This window comes from Microbacterium sp. LWH12-1.2 (assembly GCF_040675825.1).
GTDB lineage: Bacteria > Actinomycetota > Actinomycetes > Actinomycetales > Microbacteriaceae > Microbacterium.
On record NZ_JBEGIJ010000001.1, the window covers coordinates 2,834,398 to 2,854,681 of the forward strand.

The 20,284-nt window shown below is 69.0% G+C and carries 20 protein-coding genes; 9 read left to right on the top strand and 11 right to left on the bottom strand.

Going from position 1 to position 20,284, the window contains the following annotated elements; genetic code table 11:
* Positions 1 to 36: 36 nt before the first annotated feature.
* Positions 37 to 1,587 carry a hypothetical protein gene (locus tag MRBLWH12_RS13505; protein WP_363549742.1) on the bottom strand — a complete coding sequence of 517 codons (1,551 nt, stop codon included), beginning with the start codon at positions 1,585 to 1,587 and terminating at the stop codon, positions 37 to 39.
* Positions 1,588 to 1,742: 155 nt separating this feature from the next.
* Positions 1,743 to 2,972: a trans-sulfuration enzyme family protein gene (locus MRBLWH12_RS13510; RefSeq protein WP_363549745.1), complete on the bottom strand. Its 1,230-nt coding sequence runs from the start codon at positions 2,970 to 2,972 to the stop codon at positions 1,743 to 1,745.
* 115 nt (positions 2,973 to 3,087) lie between these two features.
* Between MRBLWH12_RS13510 and MRBLWH12_RS13515 the strand changes: the two genes are divergently transcribed.
* A complete protein-coding gene (locus tag MRBLWH12_RS13515; RefSeq protein WP_363549747.1) occupies positions 3,088 to 3,567 on the top strand; it encodes an Lrp/AsnC family transcriptional regulator in 480 nt (159 codons plus the stop codon).
* 11 nt (positions 3,568 to 3,578) lie between these two features.
* Here the strand turns inward: MRBLWH12_RS13515 and MRBLWH12_RS13520 are convergent, their stop codons facing one another.
* From MRBLWH12_RS13520 to MRBLWH12_RS13545, 6 genes are all read right to left on the bottom strand, one after another.
* Positions 3,579 to 3,971: a hypothetical protein gene (locus MRBLWH12_RS13520; RefSeq protein ID WP_363549749.1), complete on the bottom strand. Its 393-nt coding sequence runs from the start codon at positions 3,969 to 3,971 to the stop codon at positions 3,579 to 3,581.
* 142 nt (positions 3,972 to 4,113) lie between these two features.
* Positions 4,114 to 5,586: an MATE family efflux transporter gene (locus MRBLWH12_RS13525; RefSeq protein ID WP_363549752.1), complete on the bottom strand. Its 1,473-nt coding sequence runs from the start codon at positions 5,584 to 5,586 to the stop codon at positions 4,114 to 4,116.
* 129 nt (positions 5,587 to 5,715) lie between these two features.
* On the bottom strand, positions 5,716 to 6,147 hold the full coding sequence (locus tag MRBLWH12_RS13530; RefSeq protein WP_363549754.1) for a DUF2871 domain-containing protein: 432 nt from the start codon (positions 6,145 to 6,147) through the stop codon (positions 5,716 to 5,718).
* Between the two features lie 75 nt (positions 6,148 to 6,222).
* Complete coding sequence (locus MRBLWH12_RS13535; RefSeq protein WP_363549756.1) at positions 6,223 to 6,846, bottom strand: response regulator transcription factor; 624 nt, start codon at positions 6,844 to 6,846, stop codon at positions 6,223 to 6,225.
* A complete protein-coding gene (locus MRBLWH12_RS13540; RefSeq protein WP_363549758.1) occupies positions 6,843 to 8,102 on the bottom strand; it encodes a sensor histidine kinase in 1,260 nt (419 codons plus the stop codon). Before MRBLWH12_RS13540 ends, MRBLWH12_RS13535 begins: the two co-directional genes overlap by 4 nt.
* On the bottom strand, positions 8,065 to 10,209 hold the full coding sequence (locus MRBLWH12_RS13545) for an MMPL family transporter (protein WP_363549760.1): 2,145 nt from the start codon (positions 10,207 to 10,209) through the stop codon (positions 8,065 to 8,067). Before MRBLWH12_RS13545 ends, MRBLWH12_RS13540 begins: the two co-directional genes overlap by 38 nt.
* 118 nt (positions 10,210 to 10,327) lie before the next feature.
* Between MRBLWH12_RS13545 and MRBLWH12_RS13550 the strand changes: the two genes are divergently transcribed.
* The 5 genes from MRBLWH12_RS13550 (at position 10,328) to MRBLWH12_RS13570 (ending at position 15,074) form a co-directional block, all read left to right on the top strand.
* Positions 10,328 to 10,981, top strand: coding sequence for an IMPACT family protein (locus MRBLWH12_RS13550; protein ID WP_363549762.1), 654 nt, complete (start codon positions 10,328 to 10,330; stop codon positions 10,979 to 10,981).
* Positions 10,982 to 11,065: 84 nt separating this feature from the next.
* A complete protein-coding gene (locus tag MRBLWH12_RS13555; protein WP_363549765.1) occupies positions 11,066 to 12,052 on the top strand; it encodes an aldo/keto reductase in 987 nt (328 codons plus the stop codon).
* 104 nt (positions 12,053 to 12,156) lie between these two features.
* Positions 12,157 to 13,071: a DnaJ domain-containing protein gene (locus MRBLWH12_RS13560; protein ID WP_363549767.1), complete on the top strand. Its 915-nt coding sequence runs from the start codon at positions 12,157 to 12,159 to the stop codon at positions 13,069 to 13,071.
* Positions 13,072 to 13,132: 61 nt separating this feature from the next.
* Positions 13,133 to 13,555, top strand: coding sequence for a Fur family transcriptional regulator (locus MRBLWH12_RS13565; RefSeq protein ID WP_341976789.1), 423 nt, complete (start codon positions 13,133 to 13,135; stop codon positions 13,553 to 13,555).
* Between the two features lie 67 nt (positions 13,556 to 13,622).
* A complete protein-coding gene (locus MRBLWH12_RS13570; protein ID WP_341976788.1) occupies positions 13,623 to 15,074 on the top strand; it encodes a catalase in 1,452 nt (483 codons plus the stop codon).
* A gap of 90 nt (positions 15,075 to 15,164) precedes the next feature.
* Here the strand turns inward: MRBLWH12_RS13570 and MRBLWH12_RS13575 are convergent, their stop codons facing one another.
* Complete coding sequence (locus MRBLWH12_RS13575) at positions 15,165 to 15,875, bottom strand: FadR/GntR family transcriptional regulator (RefSeq protein ID WP_363549769.1); 711 nt, start codon at positions 15,873 to 15,875, stop codon at positions 15,165 to 15,167.
* Positions 15,876 to 16,043: 168 nt separating this feature from the next.
* Between MRBLWH12_RS13575 and MRBLWH12_RS13580 the strand changes: the two genes are divergently transcribed.
* Genes MRBLWH12_RS13580 through gnd form a run of 3 tightly spaced genes read left to right on the top strand, consistent with a single transcriptional unit; the run spans position 16,044 to position 19,102 of the window.
* A complete protein-coding gene (locus MRBLWH12_RS13580) occupies positions 16,044 to 17,447 on the top strand; it encodes a GntP family permease (protein WP_414684995.1) in 1,404 nt (467 codons plus the stop codon).
* Between the two features lie 2 nt (positions 17,448 to 17,449).
* Entirely contained in the window at positions 17,450 to 18,037 is a 588-nt protein-coding gene (locus MRBLWH12_RS13585; protein ID WP_341976785.1) for a gluconokinase, read from the top strand.
* 15 nt (positions 18,038 to 18,052) lie between these two features.
* Positions 18,053 to 19,102: a phosphogluconate dehydrogenase (NAD(+)-dependent, decarboxylating) gene (gene gnd / locus MRBLWH12_RS13590; RefSeq protein WP_363549772.1), complete on the top strand. Its 1,050-nt coding sequence runs from the start codon at positions 18,053 to 18,055 to the stop codon at positions 19,100 to 19,102.
* Positions 19,103 to 19,108: 6 nt separating this feature from the next.
* Here the strand turns inward: gnd and MRBLWH12_RS13595 are convergent, their stop codons facing one another.
* The gene (locus MRBLWH12_RS13595; RefSeq protein ID WP_363549774.1) at positions 19,109 to 19,831 is read right to left on the bottom strand and encodes a YoaK family protein; all 723 of its coding nucleotides are present in this window, start codon (positions 19,829 to 19,831) and stop codon (positions 19,109 to 19,111) included.
* A complete protein-coding gene (locus tag MRBLWH12_RS13600; protein ID WP_363549777.1) occupies positions 19,828 to 20,271 on the bottom strand; it encodes a winged helix-turn-helix transcriptional regulator in 444 nt (147 codons plus the stop codon). Before MRBLWH12_RS13600 ends, MRBLWH12_RS13595 begins: the two co-directional genes overlap by 4 nt.
* Positions 20,272 to 20,284: the final 13 nt, after the last annotated feature.

The following is a 20,284-nucleotide window of genomic DNA, read 5'->3' on the forward strand; positions in this document are numbered from 1 at the left end:
GTGCGGCTGGCAGGAACCCGGATGCTCCGGCTGCCGTCACGCCGCGGCGAGACGGTTGCGATGACTGACGCGGTGCCCGATCCAGAATCCGAGCGCGATGAGTCCGACGAGTCCGATCCCGAGCGCCCAAGGGAGAACCGTCGGGGCGGCACCAGCGGTCGCAGTGGCGAGCGTTCCGGTTCCTTCGGCGATCAGACCGTTGCCCTCGGCGAGGCCGGTCGCACCGGTGGCGAGTTTGTCGCCCCCGGCAGCCAGGGTGTCGGTTCCCTTCGCGACCGTCGTCGCGCCCTCGGACAGCGCATCGAGGCCGGACACGAGACCGGCTGCGCCGGAGTGCAGCGTCGCAGTGCCCTCTGCGAGGGACGCCGCACCGTCGTTGAGTCGGCTTGCCCCGGAGCTGAGGTTCGCGGTGCCATCGTGCAACGAGATCGCGCCGGTCGAGAGCGTCTCCAAGCCGGCGGCAAGCGAGGAGGCACCGCCCGCCAGGCCCGCGGTGCCATCCTTCAGCGGCTGCAATCCGGATGCGAGCGTGGACGCACCGGCGGAGAGCTTCGATGTGCCGTCCTTCAGCGCTTGCGCGCCCTGCACGAGCGCCGGCGCCGCTGCCGGATCGACGAGCGCCACGGTGCCGGGCCATCCCTTTGTCGGGTCTCCTGCGATGATCGCGTTCACGCCACCCACCAGCTGCTGCGCGCCCTGCGAGGCCGCGATCACGCCCTGAGCGAGCACGGGTGCTGTCGCGGCCGGCGCCGCCAGCGCGTCGACCTGCTGGTCGACGCCGGCGGCGAGCCTGGCGAGCTCCTGAAGCTGGGCGTTGCTCGGATCGGCCGCAGCGAGCGCGGCGATCGAATCCGCCAGCGTCTGCGCATTTCCCGGCGCCGTTGCGGCGACGTTCGAGAGCGCGACCCTGGTCTCTTCAGCGGCGAGCCCTTGGAGTTGCGGTGTCACCTTCGACGACAGCGCGGTGCTGAACTCTGACGCCTTGGCGAGCACGCCGGACGAGTACTGGTGAGCCCCGGTGACGCCGGCGGCGAGCCTGGTCGCACCGTCGAGCACTGACTGCGCCCCGGCGTCTGCGGTGATCATGCCCGTTGACAACTGCTGAGCGCCCGAGAGCGCCGTGGCTGCACCGGCATCCGCTCGGGCCATGCCCGATGACAACTGCTGCGCACCCGACAGGGCAGCCTGCGCGCCAGCGCTGAGCCGCCCCGCCCCGGCGAGGGCGTTCGATGCGCCGATCGAGAGAGTGTCCGCCCCCGCAGCAAGGTTCACCGCCCCGGCCGCGGCGTTCGCCGCGCCTGCGCTGAGCTTCTCCGATCCGACGTGGGCGTTGGTCGCCCCGGTCGAGAGCTTCTCGGTGCCCTCGGCGAGGTCGCCCGCACCGTCGGCGAGGTCGTCGGCACCGGCCGCGAGCTGGGCGGAACCCTCCTGCGCCGAGGTCGTGCCATCGGCGAGTTCGGCAGCGCCGGCGGCGATCCGGCCGGTAGTGGCGAAATAGAGGATCACCATTGCAGCCAGCAGCAGGCTGAGCACGATCACGGTGATGCGCATGCCGAGGCCGTGCGCGTGGGGTCTTGTACTCGTCATTGAGGACTCCAGGGGTCAGTGGCGTCGTTGCCACCGGCGAGCGTATGGGCCGTCCTCGTGGTTGTGAGAACCTTGCCCGTCGGCATCAAGTTTCACTGCACCTGGAACTGAGTTTCTTGTCTGGAGTGCACAAACGCCGCGGAATGCGGCCCAGCTCAGCGAATCGGGTGCAGGGCCTCCGTGAGGACGGATGCGGCAGCATCCTGCCCCGCCGGCGCCGCCTCGAACGCCTGGCGCAGATCGGCGATCAGATCGTCGACGTTCTCCAGACCGATCGAGAGGCGGAGCACGTCGGCGGCCGGCCGAGCCTCGGGGGGAACCGGGCGGTGGGTGAGGGCGGCCGGATGCTGGATCAGCGAATCGACCCCGCCGAGCGAGACCGCGTGGGTGAACAGTCCCACCGCCGACGCGATGGAGCTCGCCGCCGCGTAACCGCCACTGAGACGCATCGCGATCATCGCTCCGGTGCCGCGCATCTGCCGGGCGACGATTCCGTGCGGGTCGCCGTCGAGGCCCGGGTAGTACACCTCGGCGACCTCGGGGCGGTCGATCAGCCACTGCACGATCTGCCGTGCGTTCTCCTGCTGCTGGCGCATCCGCACCGGGAGCGTGGTCAGTCCGCGGTGCAGCAGGTACGCACCGAGCGGATGCAGCAGCCCGCCCGTGACGGCACGCACGCGGCGCAGCGCCTCGGCCGTCTCCTCGCTGCAGGCCACGACTCCGGCGATGACGTCACCGTGCCCGCCGAGGTACTTCGTCGCGCTGTGCAGCGACATCGCCGCACCCAGGTCGATCGGATTCTGCAGGACCGGCGTCGCGAAGGTGTTGTCGACGACCACCGGCACGCCTCCCGCCTGCCGGACGATCTCGGCGATGTCGGTGAGCTCGAGGGTGGGGTTGGCCGGCGTCTCCACGACGACGAGACCGGTGTCCAGGCGGACGGATGCCGCAACTTCGTCCGGGTGACAGTACGTGGTCTCGACGCCGAGCAATCCAGAGCCGAGGAGGTGGTCGGTGCCGCCGTAGAGCGGACGCACCGCGACGACGTGAGGCTTGCCCGCCGCCGCGCAGTGGGCGAGGATCACCGCGGTCATCGCGGCCATGCCGGAGGAGAACGCGACGGCCGCCTCGGCGTGCTCGAGCTCCGCGAGCGCCTCCTCGAAGCGGGCGACCGTGGGGTTCCACAACCTGGCGTAGACCATGCTGCCGTCGGCGGGTGGCCGGCCGCCGGTCGCCATCGCCTCATAGGAGTCGCCACCGCGCTCGATGTCCGGAAGCGGGTTCGTCGTGGATAGGTCGATCGGCAGCGCGTGCACGCCGAGTCCCTCGAGGTCGGAACGGCCGCTGTGCACGGCGACGGTGTCAGGATGCAGCGGTGCAGTCATCCCTCCACATTGCCGGAAACGCAATGCCAGTAGTGAGAATCGACAGAGTCCGCTGGAATCAGGACGATTACCGCTATTCTGTGCAACATCTGCGGTATCGAGGAGGCGTGAGTTGATGAAAGCACAAGAAGGCCCGAGCCCTCTCGACGAGATCGACCTGGAGCTGCTCGCCGTCCTCACCCGCGATGCCGACGTCACGAACAAGGCGCTGGCCACCCGGCTCGGACTCGCCGAATCCACGTGCGCGCACCGGGTGCGTGCGCTGCGCGCTCGCGGGATCATCCGCGACACCCGCATCCGCGTCGACGAGGCCGCGCTGGGATTCCCGCTGCAGGCGATCATCAAGGTGCGGCTGGCGAATCACACCGGACCGAAGGTCATCGCCCTGTTCGATGCCCTCGTCGGCATCCCGCGGGTCCTCCAGGTGTTCCATGTCGCGGGGGTCGACGATTTCCTGGTGCACGTGGCGGTGCAGGACGCCACGGCGCTGCGCGACATCGTGCTCGAGCACATCACGATCCATCCGGTCGTGCGCGGCACCGAGACCCAGCTCGTGTTCGAGCTGCGCGACGGCAGCGGGCTGCTGCCGCGGTGACCTGCGGCGCCCTACGCCGCGTGAGCGGACTTCTGGACCGCGAGCGTTCCGGTCACCGGTGCCACCGTGCGGGTCGCCGCGCGAGCAGCCTTCGGCGCCACCACCGGCGTCGCGGCACTGCCGGTCGCCGGGGCCTGCGCCGTATTCACGATCGCACGCACGACGGCGCCGATCACGAGCATCCCGATCAGCGCTGCTGCGGACACCTGCAGTGGCATCCACTGACTTCCGAAGGAGGCCGAAGCGCTCACGATCGCGCACGGGATCCACAGCCCGACCGCTCCTCCGCACAGGCCTGCCGCCCCGCGCATGATCGCGATACCGGCGACGATCGCGCAGATCACGGCGAGTGCCGCCCCCACGATTCCGATCGGCACCATGATCGCCGAAAGTCCGTTAGCCACGCTCAGCGTTGTTGTCATGATGACCCCCCGGTCTGCGGAACTTCCGCACCATTCGACACTATGAAATGTACGTGACGAAGACATCCACCTCAAGGCCGATCAGGGTCATCCCGTAGGAGGACATTCCGGATCGGAGTGCGGGTCAGCGTCGCTTCAGGGGACGGCGGCGCGAAGGTCGCACGATCGGCACCGGCTGCGTGAAGACGGCATCGACGACCATCGACCCGTCTGTCGGGCCGACGATCGCGATCGCCGACGTCGCCGTCGGCTCGGCCGGCGACACGGGCATCCGCCCGAGTGCGCGGTGCGCGCTCACGTACGCCGGCACGAGCATCAGGATCGCCCCGACCCAGGCCAGCGGGTTGCTCAGGGCGACGCCGGTGAACCCGATGATCCCGCCCAGCACCACCGCTGCGCCCACCCGCATCACCAGTTCGATCACACCGGTCACCGTCGGAACGAGGGTGTGGCCGAGGCCCTGCAGCGCGCCGCGGAGCACGAACAGCACGCCGAGCGCCCAGTAGCCGCATCCGTTGACGATGAGCATGAGGTGGGCGAGCTCGACGACCTCGTCGGAACCGTCTCCGATGAACAACCGCACCATCGGAACGCCGAAGGCGATGAGCAGCCCGCCGAGCACGAGGGCTGCGACCACCGCCATCCATGTGGCCTGGACGACGCCACGGCGGATGCGATCCGGCCGCTGCCCGCCGTGATTCTGCGCCGCGTACATCGAGACGGCGAGCCCCAGCGAGCCGAGGAGTGCGACGGCCAGACCGTCGATTCGAGACGCTGTCGTGTAGGCGGCCACGGCGTCTGCACCCAGCGTGTTCAGCGCCACCTGCACGGTGAGGGTCCCGATCGCGATGATCGATGCCTGGAAACCCATCGGCAGGCCGAGCCGCAGGTGCTCGGCGAGCTCGGCACGATCGACGCGCCAGTCCTGCGTGCTCAGATGCAGCGTCGGCAGCCGGCGCCGGACGAGTTCGAGACAGAGCAGAACCGAGACGGCCTGGGCGACGACCGTCGCGAGCGCCGCCCCGCCCACGCCCCAGGCGAGGGGGCCGACCATCAGGATGACCAGACCGACGTTGAGCGCGCAGGAGACCGTGAGGAAGACCAGCGGAGTGCGCGAGTCGCCGATCGCGCGGATGATCGCCGACAGGTAGTTGAAGAACATCGTCGCGCCGGCGCCGATGAAACTGATCTGGGTGAACACGACGGCCTCGTCCATCAGCTCGGGCGGTGTCTGCAGCAGCGCCAGCGTCGGCGCGGCGATCAGCGGCGCACCGATGGTGAGGACGACGCTCGCGATGCCGGTGAGGATGACCCCGGCCGCAACCGAACGGCGTACGGCGGCGGCGTCACGCGCTCCGTATGCCTGTGCGATCGGAATCGCGAAGCCGCTCGTCAGACCCCAGGCGAAGCCGAGGAGCAGGAAGAGCAGGCTGCCGGTCGCCCCGACGGCGGCGAGCGAGTCCACGCCGAGGTGGCGGCCGACGACGACCGCGTCGACGAACTGGTACAGCTGCTGCACGACGTTGCCGATGAGAAGCGGCACGGAGAAGGCGAGGATGACGCGCCACGGTTTGCCCGTGGTGAGGGGGGTGGCCATGAGAGAAGCGGCTCGCAGAACTCGGGGGCGGATCGTGGAATGCACCCGTCACTGGGTGCATTCCCGTCAGCTTATCGAATCGATTCGGTGCTCCGCATCCGTTTTTTCTCCGCTCCGCGTGCGGATCGTTCAGCCAGCGGCGACTGCGGGCTTCACTGCGAACAGGCGCGTGCGCAGCGCGAGGAACAGCAGCACCATCCCGGCTGTCAACAGCATGTGGCCGACACCCGCGATGCCGGCGATCATCTTCGACGACTCCTGACCGAGCACCGTGAGGCAGCCGTGCCACACGAGCATCGCCGAAGTCAGCACGAGTCCGGCGTTGTAGACCCAGAAGAACCAGCCGAACAGGCGGCTCTCGGACAGCCCGAACGCCTTCTCCAGCAGCAGCACGATCAGCAGCACGACGAAGCCGAGCACGAGCAGGTGCGTGTGCACGAGGCCGAGTTGCGTGGCCTGCCCCTCGGGGAAGTCGTTGAGCTTGGTGAACTCACGGTAGAAGAGGCCGGAGGCGACGCCGATCAACATGTAGGCGAACGCGGCATAGAAGAGCTTGCGCAAGGGGATCCTTTCGAGACTGCATCCAGCCTCGCGCTGACGCCTGTCCCGTGAATCCATCGAACGGTTGAGATCCGGTCAGAGCACGCCGGTGTCGCGGGCGATCGCAATCGCACGGGCCCGGCTGTCGGCACCGAGCTTGTCGAAGATGTGCACCAGATGCGTCTTCACGGTGGCCTCGCTGACGAACAGCGTCTTCGCGATCTCGCGGTTCGACGCACCGGTGTCGAGCAGCCGCAGCACGTCGAGTTCACGCTCGGTCAGCCGCACCCGCGGGGCACGCATCACTTGCACGACACGTTCGGTGAGTTCGGGACTGAGTATCAGCTGGCCGGCGGCAGCGCGGCGGATCGCGTGCACGATGTCGTCGGGCGCGACGTCCTTGAGCAGGTATCCGGCGGCTCCCGCCTCGATCGCGCCGAGGATCTCGGCATCCCGGTCAAAGGTCGTCAGGATGATCACGGCGGGGGCCGGATGCTGCGACCGTAGCGCTGCCGTCGTCTGCACGCCGTCCATGCCGTCGCCGAGACGCAGATCGCACAGCACGACGTCGGGATGCAGATGTCGGGCGAGCACCACCGCCTCCTCGCCGGAAGCCGCCTCGCCGACGACGTCGACGTCATCACGGCGGTCGAACAGCGAACGCACGCCGGCGCGCACGATCGGATGGTCGTCGACGAGAAGCACCCGTACCGCGGTCATGACCGGCCTCCGAGCGGCACGTGAGCCGAGAGTGCGGTGCCGTCCCCGGGGGCGCTCTCCACATCGAGGCCTCCGCCGAGTTCTCGCAGCCGCGCCCGCATGGCGCGCAGGCCGTAGCCGCCGCCGGAACCGGGCGCGTCCAGCCGCGCCGGATCGAAGCCGCGCCCATCGTCGACCACGTCGAGGCGCACCGCGTCACCGGCATCCGCCAGTGTCACCACCACGAGCGCGGCACCGGAGTGCGTGCGGACGTTCGCCAACCCCGACTGCGCCGTGCGCAGCAGCGCGACCTCGACATCGAGTCCCAGAGACGGCAGATCGTCGTCGCTGTGCAGCGTCGCGGCGATCCCGGTCTCGGCGGTGAACCGCTGCAGCATCCGCCGCAGTGCATCACCGAGGGCCGTGCCGTCGAGTTCCGCCGGCATGAGGTCGTTCACGATGCGCCGTGCATCGGCGAGCCCCTCCGCGGCGAGCGCGCCGATCTGCTCAAGCGCGCGGGCGCGGTCGGCGTCCGAATCAGATTCCAGGGCCGAACGGGACAGCATCCCGATCGAGGACACGCTCTGCGCCACGGTGTCGTGGATATCACGCGACACCCGGGTGCGCTCGGCGCTCGCCCCGGACTCGCGCTGCGTGCGGGCGAGCTCGTCCTGCAGCGCCGCCATCTCCTCCTGCGTGGCGACGAGCGAGGCGATCAGACGCCGCCGTTCGCGGCCGTCCCGAACGAGTTCGAGATAACCGCGCGAGATTCCCAGCGCGAAGACCCCGCCGACAAGGGGACCGATCACATTCGCGTAGCTCGTTGCGCCGTGATGGAGCACCGGCGCCGCGATCACGACGGCGAGAACGATCGCGCTCAGCAGCACGGCCCACGGCATCCGCATCACGAAGCCGGCCAGCAGCCAGAGCGGGAAGGCGAGCCAGATGTACTCCGGGGAGACGGCCACGGCGCCGAGCCAGATGACCGTCAGCCCCAGCAGCCACCACGTGGCGAGCCGGCGGTCGCCGGTGCGCTCGGCCAGCAGCAGGCCGCCGGCGTACCAGCCGAGGAAGACGAACGATACCGCGAGGATCCACGGCAGCGGGACGCCGTCACCGGCCGCACGCACGGCGCCGACGGCCGTGAGCACGAGAGCGATCGCGGCCTGCCCGATGCGGATCGCGCCGACCAGCCCGGCCCAGGTCCGCGTTCCCGACTCCGCCACAATGGCCGCGTCCTCAGCGGACTGCTGAGGGGAAGGAGTGCGTCTGGGCATCCTCACATTCTTCCCCCTGCGCTCCCGCTTCGCTCTGCTCCCTCTGGCGGGGCGGCCGCGGTGCCCGAGAAGGCCACCACATCGCGTCGCCGATCACCGCGAACAAGGCCGGAACGACCACCGTACGCACGACGAACGTGTCGACGATCACGCCGATGCCGACGATGAGCCCGATCTGGCCGAGCGTGACCAGCGGCAGCAGCCCAAGAGCGGCGAACACAGCGGCCAGCACGATGCCCGCGCTGGTGATCACGCCGCCCGTCGAAGCGACGGCATTCACCATGCCAGCCGTCGTCCCGACGGATCCGGCTTCGGCGCGCGCCCGGTGCACGAGGAAGATCGTGTAATCGATACCGAGGGCGACCAGGAACAGGAACGACAGCAGCGGCACCTGCAGGTCGAGGGAGTCCCATCCGAACACCGTGCGGCTGATCCAGGTTCCCGCGCCGATCGCCGCGACGGCGCTCAGGGTGTTCACGACGAGGAGAACGACCGGCGCGACCACGGCGCGCAAAAGCATCATGAGCACGAGCAGGCAGACGGCCAGAACGAGGGGCACGATCAGCAGGAAGTCCTGCAGGTTGCCGGCACGCGCGTCGACATCGACGGCGACGGGTCCGCCGACCAGGGCGCCTGCTCCGGCGACGCCGTGCGCAGCCTTCCGAACATCTTCCACGAGACGCAGGCTCTCATCGGTGCCGGGTGCGGGCTCTCCGGTGACGACCAGCCGGGTCCGGTCCCCGTCGGAGCTCTCGCCGGCCGGCGTGACCCGGATGATGCCGGCGACACCCTCGATCGCCTCGGTCGCGGCATCCGCTTCCGCGCTGTCGACGAGCACGATCATGGGCTGCGCCTCGCCGGGTGGGAAGTGCTCCCCGAGCACCTCGAGTCCGACCGCCGACTCGGACGGCACCCGGAACTTCTCCGCCTGGCTCAACCCGACGGAAGCGCCGAGCACGCCGGTCGCGAGCACGCCGAGCAGGGCGACTCCGCCGAGCAGCGGCAGCCAGGGGCGGCGCGCCACTCCGGTCGCCACCGCCCGCCAGCCCCGACCCCCGGCCGGCGACGACGAGCCGTCCTCGCTCACCCGTGGCACGAAAGGCCAGAACACGCCGCGTCCGCATACAGCGAGCGCGGGCGGCAGCACCAGCAGGACGGCTGCGAGCGCGATGATCAGCCCGACCGCCGAGGCGATGCCGAGTCCGCGGGTTCCGGGGATGACCGCGAGCACGAGAGTCAGCAGCGAGAGCACGACCGTCGCGTTCGAGGCGAGGACCGCGGGCCCCGTGCGACGCCACGCGGTGACGAGTGCGCGGCGATGGTCGCTCTCCCTGGTCAGCTCGTCCCGATACCGCGAGACGAGCAGCAGGGCGTAGTTGGTTCCGGCCCCGAACACCAGCACGCTGACGATCCCGGAGTCGAACTGCAGCCCCATCGCGGTGCCGATCGCCGCGGTCGCCTTGTTCGCGGCCTGGTCGGCGAGCGCGACGACGACGAGCGGCACGATCCAGAGCACCGGCGATCGGTAGGTGAGGATGAGCAGGAGCGCCACGATGCCGAGCGTCACGAGCAGCAGGGTGAAGTCGGCGCCATCGAAGGCGGCGGCGACATCGACGCCGAATGCGGGCCCGCCGGTGACCTGCACGGTCAGGCCGTCGATCGGATGCTCCTCGAGCAAGGCACGAAGTCCGTGCACCGCGCTCTCGGCGCCCTCGTCGTCGCCGCCGATCTCGACGGTCACCGGGAGGACTGCCGCCTCGCCGTCTTCGCTCGGGATCGGCCCGGATGCGGCGGCCCCGGTCACCGCCTCGATCGCGGGGAGCAGCCCGGCGAAGGCTTCGAGATCATCGGCGGTCAGCTCGGCCCCGTCCGCTCTGCTCGCCACGAGCAGGACGGTCTGCTCATCGGCATCGGGAAAGGTCTCCGCCTCCGCGGCGACCAGGGAGGATTCGGATGCGGCGGGCGCTGCGGCGTTCCCCGCCGGCACGGAGGCCCTGCCGAGCGCACCGATCACGGCGACGAGAGCGAGGATCCCGATCGCCAGCGCGATCCAGGCGCCGCGACGGGAGGTGAGACGTTCGGGCAGGGAGCGGAGTGCACGGAGCATTCCCCCAGTCCAGCGGGAGCATCGCGGGCGGGGATCGAGGAGAAGGCGGAACCCGATCTCCACCTTTCAGACGATGTGGGCCCGCCTTCGCGCATCACGCACCGGTATCGTTGCGTCGATGACCTCCGGCAGCTCCTATCCGGCGACGATCGCCGCCGCCGTGGAGAAGGAGATCGTCATCAAGAAGTCCCGATTCATCGCGCGCATCGAACCGGTCCGTTCGGTCTCGGAGGCAGAGGCCGTGATCGCCGGCATCCGCAAGCGGGCGTGGGATGCCGGGCACAACTGCAGCGCGATGATCACCGGGTTGCGCGGAGATCAGGCACGCTCCTCGGACGACGGCGAGCCGTCGGGTACCGCCGGCGTACCGATGCTGGAGGTGCTTCTCCGCCGCGAACTGACCGACGTGGTCGCCGTCGTGACGCGGTACTGGGGCGGCGTGAAGCTCGGCGCCGGCGGACTGGTGCGCGCCTACTCGTCGGCCGTCTCGGAAGCCCTCGGTGGCGCGTCGCTTCTGCGCCGGGAATCGCTGACGCAGGTGACGATCGAGGTCGCGCACGCGGATGCCGGGCGATTCGACAACCTGCTGCGGGAGTGGGTCGCACAGCACGGATCGACCCTCGGCTCGCCGCTCTACGGCGCCACCGCGGTGCTCGAGGCGTGGGTTCCGGCCGAGGAACTCGACCGGCTCTCGGCGGATCTCGCCGCGGCATCCGGTGGGGCGGTCCTCCCGGTGTTCGGCGGCGAGCGCATCGTCGACGTTCCCGTATAGAGGGGTACCAGCGGACCCTCCCGCGTCGGTACGGACCGGGCGTAGCGTCGGGATCACACGATCTCCACGATGAAAGGACCGCTCATGCACACGCGCACACTCGGACAGGGCCTCGAGGTCTCGGCCATCGGACTCGGCTGCATGGGCATGTCGCAGAGCTACGGACCGAACCCCGGCACGCGCGAGGAGATGATCGGGGTGCTGCGCTCTGCACTCGATCTCGGCGTCACCTTCTTCGACACGGCGGAGGTCTACGGACCGTACGTGAACGAGGAACTCGTCGGCGAGGCGCTCGCGCCGATCCGCGACGAGGTCGTCATCGCCACGAAGTTCGGCTGGGACATCGTGGACGGCAAGAGCGTCGGACTCGACAGCCGGCCGGAGCAGATCCGTCGCGTGGCCGAGGATTCGCTGCGACGCCTGCGCACCGACGTCATCGACCTCTTCTACCAGCACCGCGTCGACCCCGCCGTTCCGATCGAGGACGTCGCCGGAGCCGTGGGCGAGCTCATCGCCGAGGGCAAGGTGCGGCACTTCGGGCTCTCCGAGGCATCCGCCGACACGATCCGCCGCGCCCACGCCGTGCACCCGGTGACTGCTCTCCAGAGCGAGTACTCGCTGTGGACCCGCGATCCGGAGGCGGAGATCCTGCCCGTCCTCGGCGAGCTCGGCATCGGCTTCGTACCGTTCAGCCCGCTCGGCAAGGGATTCCTCACCGGGACGGTCGACCAGAACACCGACTTCGCCGCCGGAGATATCCGCGGCACGATCCCGCGCTTCTCCGAGGAGAACAGAGCAGCCAATCAGGCGCTGGTCGGTCAGATCGCAGGACTGGCCGCGGCCAAGCAGGCCACCGCCGGGCAGATCGCCCTCGCCTGGCTGCTCGCCCGCCAGCCCTGGATCGTGCCGATCCCCGGCACCCGCCGCACGTCTCGCATCGCCGAGAACGCCGGTGCCGCCGCCGTCGCGCTCTCCGCAGACGAGGTCGCCGACCTCGACCTCCTCGCCGCCCGGGTCGGCGTGAGCGGCGACCGGTACAACGCGCAGCAGATGTCCTTCGTCGATCGCTGACGGTCATCGGCCGGGCCGGAGGCCCGCCGGCCCTTCTCGCGCCTCCTGAGACAGGCCCGACAAGCAGCCGGGATATCCTGGATGCCGCGGTCGGAGGGAGAGCGATGTTCGACAGTCCGCTCTCCGCCTCGGCGTACGAGGTACTCGGCGTCGCGCCCACGGTCGACCACGACGAGTTGCGACGCGCATACCGACTCCGGATGCGTCAGACGCATCCGGACACCGGGGGCGATGCGGCGGTGTTCATTCAGGTGCAGTACGCCTGGGAGCTCGTCGGCACCCCGGAGGGGCGGGCCGCGTACGACCGTGGTCATGGATTCGCCGCGCAGAGCGAGTGGAGCGGATGGCGCCCACCGGCCGCTCGGACGGATACGCGCCCAAGAGCCCGATCGTATGGTCATCCGGGCGGATGGCGCCGGGAGCGCTACCTGCTGCTCATCCGGGAATGGGCCGGTCACGGCGTCGAGGTTCCCGACCCGTACGACCCGGCACTCGTACGGCAGGCGCCGCGCGAACTGCGCCGCCTGCTCGCCGACGCCCTTGCCGAAGAGACGACGGCACGCACGGTCGCCGACCTCGGCATGGGCTTCACCGTGTGGCACGACGTCGCCGTCGGCACGGATCCCGAAGACAAGCTCGACCACGTCGTGCTGAGCCCCTCAGGCTTGTATGGCGTGATGTCGGAGGACTTCGGCGGCGTCGTCGGATTCCGCAGGGGCGAGATCACCGGCCCCAGCCTCGGGCATCGCGCGCCGGTCACCACGCTGCTCGCCCGCATGCGATCCTTGTCGCGCGCGGCCAAGGCGCGCTTCGGCGGTGCGATCATCGTGCTGCCCGATGACGACCTCGCACTCGCGGTCACGCCACTGGGAAGCATCCGCGGCGTGCCGGTGGTCGTCGTTCGCCGCAGCGCACTGGCGATGGTGCTGCGCCAGGGCGTACCGGGGGCACGGGCGATCGGCGGGAACGAGCTGTTCGACGTCCGCACCCGCCTGCAGCAGACCGTCCGGTTCGTCTGAGCAGACTCGCGGCCCGCCTGGTATTTTTAGCAATTCAAAACAACTCGTGTAGCGTGAAGGCATGGAAACCGATCTCGACACGGCGTTGCGCAGCGTCGGGCTGAGGGCGACTGCGGGCCGCATCGCGGTTCTGGAAGCCTTGGATTCCATGGCTCACACGGATGCGGAGCGGGTCTACCGCACCGTGTCCGACGTGCTTCCGACCACGTCGATCCAGTCGGTGCACAACATCCTCGCGGACCTGACGACGGCGGGTCTGCTCCGTCGGATCGAACCGGCAGGGTCCGCAGCGCTCTACGAGCGGCGCATCGATGACAACCACCACCACGTCGTCTGCACCGAATGCGGTGCGGTCGCCGATGTGGACTGCGTCATCGGCGAAGCGCCGTGCCTCACCCCGTCCTCTGCGGCGGGGTTCACCGTCCAGACAGCCGAAGTCACCTTCTGGGGCGTCTGCCCCAGTTGCCAGAACGCCGCGCAGTAGCATCCCCCGTTCATCTGTGTCTGCTGACATGGCTGTTCGTCGCGCTCGCGCGCAGAAGGAGAAGAATATGACCGACCCGTCCACGACCACCCAGACCGGAACCCCGGTCGCCAGCGACGCACACTCGCTGACCGTCGGGGCCGACGGCCCCACCGTCCTGCACGACCGCTACCTCGTCGAGAAGCTCGCCTCGTTCAACCGCGAGCGGGTGCCGGAGCGCAACCCGCACGCCAAGGGCGGCGGCGCCTTCGGAACGTTCACCGTCACGGAGGACGTCTCGGCGTACACCCGCGCCGCAGCCTTCCAGCCCGGAGCGGTGAGCGAGACGCTGCTGCGCTTCTCATCGGTCGCCGGCGAGCAGGGCTCCCCGGACACCTGGCGCGACGTGCGCGGCTTCGCGCTACGGTTCTACACGCCGGAGGGCAACCTCGACATCGTCGGCAACAACACCCCGACGTTCTTCCTGCGCGATGCGATGAAGTTCCCCGACTTCATCCACTCGCAGAAGCGCCTCGGCGACTCCGGGCTGCGCAACTCCGACATGCAGTGGGACTTCTGGACCCTGTCGCCGGAGACCGCGCACCAGGTCACCTACCTGATGGGCGACCGGGGCCTCCCCCGCAGCTGGCGCCACATGAACGGCTACGGCTCGCACACCTACCAGTGGGTGAACGCCGAAGGCGAGCGGTTCTGGGTGCAGTACCACTTCCTCTCCCACCAGGGCGTGGAGAGCATGGGGGCCGACGAGGCGCAGCAGCTCGCCGGCTCGGATGCCGACTTCTACCGTCGCGACCTGTTCGACGCGATCGATCGTGGCGAGCACCCGTCCTGGGATGTCTTCGTGCAGGTCATGCCCTACGAGGAGGCCAAGGAGTACCGGTTCAACCCGTTCGACCTCACCAAGACCTGGTCGAAGAAGGACTACCCGCGCATCAAGGTCGGCACGTTCACGCTGGACCGCAACCCGCAGAACTTCTTCGCCGAGATCGAGCAGGCTGCCTTCTCCCCCGGCAACCAGGTGCCCGGCACCGGCATCTCGCCGGACAAGATGCTGATGGCGCGCGTCTTCGCCTACGCGGATGCGCAGCGCTACCGCATCGGCGCGAACTACAACCAGCTGCCGGTCAACCAGCCGCATGCGGCCGAAGTGCGCAACTACATGCACGAGGGCCAGATGCAGTACAAGTTCAACGGGCCCGAGCACCGGGTCTACACGCCGAACTCGTTCGGCGCGGCCGGCGGCCCGGTCGCCGACCCCGCCGCCGGAGTCGAGGCCAGCTGGGAATCGGACGGCGAGCTGATCCGCTCGGCCGCGACTCTGCACCTGGACGACGACGACTTCGGGCAGGCGGGAACGCTGTACCGCGTGGTCTTCGATGACGAGCAGCGCGCTCGCTTCATCGAGACGCTCACCGGTCAGGGCCGGTCGATCACGATCCCCGAGATCCGTGAGCGCTTCTTCCAGTACTGGACGAGCGTGGACGCATCGCTCGGCGAGGAACTGCGCACGCGGGTCTGACCTTCGCGAGATCGGGAACGCCGGCGGGATCCACATCCCCCGGCGTTCTCGGCGTTCAGGCCGGGACTTCGAGCCGCTCCGCCCCGCCGGTCAGCTCTCCGGTGAGGAGACCGCCATCTCGACCATGGCCTCTGTCGACTCGGCGACGATCGCCTGCATCGCCCGCTCTGCCCCCGCCGCATCCCCGGACTGCACGGCAGCAGCGACATCCGCATGCAGCTGGAGTGCCGCCGCCTCGGCGACGGACGGCATCAGCGCGTGATGCGTACGCCCTTCGAGCACCGCGATGACGATGGACCCGAGGCTGGCGAGCATCACGTTGCCGGATGCCTGCAGCATCACGGTATGGAAGTCGATGTCATGGCGGAGGTAGTCGTCGGCGTTGGCCGCACGCGCGGTCGAAGCCATTCCGATCACTGCCGCGGCGAGCGCTCCGCACTGCTCCGGAGTGGCGCGCTCGGCCGCGAGTCGCGCAGCCACGGGCTCGACGGCACCGCGCAGTTCGCTGAGACTGCGCAGCAGTTCGACGCGATCGGGCCCGTCCAGGCGCCAGCGCAGCACGCGCGAGTCATAGGGACTCCACGAGTCGGGTGGGAGCACGGTGATGCCCACGCGCTGACGGGACTCCACCATGCCCAGCGATTCGAGCACGCGCACCGCCTCGCGGATCGCACTCCGGGAGGCCCCGAACTCGAGCACGGCCTGGTCCATGACGATGCGGCTGCCTGCGGGGCGCCGCGCCGCGCCGATGTCGGCACCCCAGCGCTCTACGATCACGTCGTGCAACGGAGTCTGGCCCATGCCGCCAGGGTACGGGACGAGACCGATCTTTCCCCAGCTGATCGATCGATAACCACGTTATTTTAGACCGATCCTTGCAATAGTCGTACTATTTGGCTATCGTGGCTTCAAATATCTGACAGAAGCGCAGTCGCTCTCGCTGCACATCCCTCAATGGAGAGGAACACTATGGTTCCCTTGTCACTTCTGCCGATGGCCGATCCTGCGCCGATCGTCCCCGTCGGCTCAGATGCGCAGCTGATCACGGCCGCGCTCATCGGCTTCACCGTCATCATCGTGCTGATCACCTGGCTGAAGGTGAATCCGTTCCTCGCCCTGACGGTCGGCGCACTCGGCGTCGGCATCGGTGCGGGAATGGCGACCGACCAGGCTCTGACCAGCTTCGCGACCGGCTTCGGCTCGACGATGGGCGGGGTCGGCGTCCTCATCGCCCTCGGCGCGATGTTCGGCAAGCTGCTCGCCGACTCCGGCGGTGCGGATCGTGTCGTCGACACCCTGGTCGCGCGATCGAGCCCCCGCGCGCTTCCGTGGACGATGGGTGTCGTCGGCGCCGTTATCGGCCTGCCGATGTTCTTCGAGATCGGGCTCGTCCTCCTGATCCCGGTGATCATCCTCGTCGCCCGCCGTTCCGGTGTCGCACTCATGAAGATCGCGATCCCCACTCTCGCCGGACTCTCCGCGATGCACGGCCTGGTACCGCCGCATCCGGGTCCCCTCATCGCGATCGACGCCCTCGGGGCGAACCTCGGACTCACCCTCGCGTTCGGCGTGATCATCGCCATTCCGACCATCATCGTCGCCGGCCCGCTGTTCAGCGGGTTCGCCGCGAAGTGGGCCCCGGTGCCGGTGCCGGACATGTTCGTCACCGCCGAAGATCAGGGTGAAGACGTCACCCGGCGTCCGCGCCCCTCGTTCATCGCGGCACTCGCCAGCATCCTCCTCCCCGTCGTGCTGATGATGGCCAAAGCGCTCGCAGCGGTCTTCGCGCCCGACTCCACCGACGCGTGGAAGGGCTTCATCGACTTCATCGGAACACCCACGATCGCGCTGCTCATCACGCTCGTCTTCGGAATCTTCGTGCTGGGCGCCGGTGGCAAGATGAACCGCACGTCGGTCGCGCACTCGCTCGAGAGCAGCCTCCCGCCCATCGCGGCGATCCTGCTCGTCGTGGGAGCCGGCGGCGCTTTCAAGCAGGTGCTGATCGACACCGGGATCGGCGAGGTCATCACCCGGGCCGTCCTCGAGAGCGGCATCTCGGTGCTGCTGCTCGGCTGGCTCGTTGCAGTGCTGGTCCGGATCGCGACCGGTTCCGCCACCATCGCCACCATCACGGCGGCAGGACTGATGACGCCGGTCGCCGCGACGCTTCCCAGCCCTGAGGTCGCGCTCCTCGTGCTCGCGATCGGCTCGGGATCGGTGTTCCTCTCGCACGTGAACGACGCCGGATTCTGGCTCGTCAAGCAGTATCTCGGCACGAGCCTCCCCCAGACGTTCAAGACCTGGACGGTGCTGGAGTGCCTCATCTCGGTCGTCGGCCTGGTCGGCGTGCTCCTTCTCGACCTGGTGGTGTGATCATGACGACGAACGAATCAGCATCTGAGACCGCTGTCAGGCCCGACCCGCCGATCGTGCTGGTGGTGATGGGCGTCTCCGGCTCAGGCAAGTCCACCGTCGCCGGCATGCTCGCCGGCCGCCTCGGCTGGGACCTCGAGGAGGGCGATGACCTTCACCCTGCGGAGAACGTCGCCAAGATGGCGTCGGGTGTGCCTCTCACCGATGAGGACCGATGGCCCTGGCTCGACAAGATCGCCGCCTGGATCCACCTGCACACCGCATCGGGCACCCCGGCCATCATCACCTGCTCCGCGCTGCGCCGCGTCTACCGCGACCGGCTGAGCGGACCCGGTGTGGCGTTCGTGCATCTGGACGGCACGCGCGAAGCGATCGCGACCAGGCTGAGCAACCGGCTCGACCACTTCATGCCGCAGAATCTGCTCGGCTCTCAGTTCGCGACGTTGGAGCCGCTAGAAGAGGACGAGAATGGTGTCGTCATCCAGCTCGGCCGCGGGCCGAAGGACGAAGTCAAAGAGATCATGCGCCGGCTGCGCCTCGAAGCGCTCCCGGCACCCGAATACAACGAGGACGGCCTCCTGGCCGACTGAGACGAAGGAGCAGGCATGCAACTCGGAATGGTCGGCCTCGGCCGAATGGGCGCCAACATCGCGCGGCGCATCATGCGCGATGGCCACGACTGCGTCGCCTACGACGTCAATCCCGAATCGGTCGCGGCCCTCGTCGCCGACGGAGCGACCGGTGCCACGAGCCTGGCCGACCTCGTCGCCTCGATGAGCGCACCCCGCGCGATCTGGCTGATGATCCCGGCAGGATTCACCGGCGGGGTCGTCGACGAACTCGCCGCGCTCCTCGACCCCGGTGACATCCTCATCGACGGCGGCAACTCCAACTACCGTGACGATGTCCGTCGGGCGGCGGCGCTGCGGAAGCGCGGCATCGACTACGTCGACGTCGGAACCAGCGGCGGCGTCTTCGGTCTCGAACGGGGCTACTGCCTCATGGTCGGCGGTCCGGACGCAGCCGTCGCGACGATCGACCCGCTCCTGCAGACGATCGCCCCCGGATCGGGAGAGATCCCCCGCACACCCGGCCGCGACGGCGAGCTCGCCCCCGAAGAGCGCGGGTACCTGCACTGCGGACCCGCGGGCGCCGGGCACTTCGTGAAAATGGTGCACAACGGCATCGAGTACGGCATCATGGCCGCGTTCGCGGAGGGACTCAACATTCTGGAGAACGCGGATGCCGGCATCCGCGAGGCGGAGCACTCCGCCGAGGTGGCGCCGCTGGAGGAGCCGGAGTTCTACCAGTTCGACATCGACACCGCGAAGGTGTCGGAACTGTGGCGACGCGGTTCGGTCATCTCCTCCTGGCTGCTCGATCTCACCGCGGCCGCGCTGCACGCGAACCCCACCCTGGACGGACTCGCCGGCCGCGTCTCCGATTCCGGCGAGGGCCGGTGGACCGTCAAGGCCGCCGTCGACATCGGCGTGCCCGTGCCGGTGCTCGCCGCGTCGCTCTTCGAGCGCTTCGCATCACGCGATGAGGACCGCTTCGCCAACCAGGTGCTCTCCGCGATGCGCCAGCAGTTCGGCGGACATCAGGAGCTTCCAGCCGGCGACGTCCTCGAGGCCGGCGGGAAGAAGGCGGACTGAGCCGTCTCAGTCGGCAACGGCGGTTTTCGAGGGCGCGTAGAGCAGCCGATGGCCGAGCGCGACGACGACGACGGTGAGCAACGCGGCGAGCAGCAGCGGCACGGCCAACCCGAAGAAGCGCAGCAGCAGCGCACCGACGAGCGCGCCCGAGAAGATGACCGCGATCGCGGCGAAGCGCCGGTTCCACAGCCCCCTCACCCCGCCGTTGACGAGTGACTCACTGGCGAGCGACGTCAGCGTGGAGGTGACCACCACCGTCGTCACGTCCGCTACGGCGAGGCTGCGCGCGACCGCGGCCTGCGCGCCCATCGCCGCCGCAGTGCACGACGAGGCGATGAGCTCGAGCGCCGGCGCGTCCTCCCAGCCGGGCACGACGTACGCGACTCCGAGCAGCATCAGCACGACGGCTCCGGCGATCAGCAAGGTCGACACGGCGCCGCCCCACACCTTGCGGCGCCGGCGCAGCAGCATCCCGCCGATGAACGCGCCGAGCGTGAACGTACCGAGTGCGATCGCCGGCCCGAGCACCGGCAGATCATCGGCGCCGGCGACAGCCATGCCGAGGATCACGATGTTTCCGGTCATGTTGCCGACGAAGACCCGGTCGAGTCCGAGAAAGCCGACGGCGTCGACGACCCCGGTCACGAAGGTCAGCACCATCATCATCCACAGCGTGACGCCGGCGACGCGGTTGCCGGCGCGGGGAAGGATGATCGAGGTCGACGTCATCGATTCTTCCTCGCGTCGTACCGCGCACGGGACTTCTCGATGGCCGGGTGGTTCTCCATGGCCCAGTCGCCGATGGTCCGAGCGATCAGGATCAGCGTGCCGCCGAGTTCGGTCAATTCGTACTCGACCCGTGGCGGCACTTCGGCGTGAGCGGTGCGGGTGATCAGCCCGTCGCGTTCGAGCTGGCGAAGCGTGAGCGTCAGCATCCGCTGCGAGATCCCGGGGATGTGCCGAAGCAGCTCACTGAAACGAAGCCGATCGCCCTGCAGGGTCGCGATGAGCAGCAGCGACCATTTGTCTCCGACCCGATCGAGCACCTCGCGGATGGCGCGTCCGGCGTCTTCATCCACCGAGCACGAGCTCTCGTAGTCGGGGAATCCCGCGAGGGCGCTCTCATCCATGTGCGTCAGTGACACCGATGTGCCTTTTGTATCGGTCATGGCTGTGCTCCAT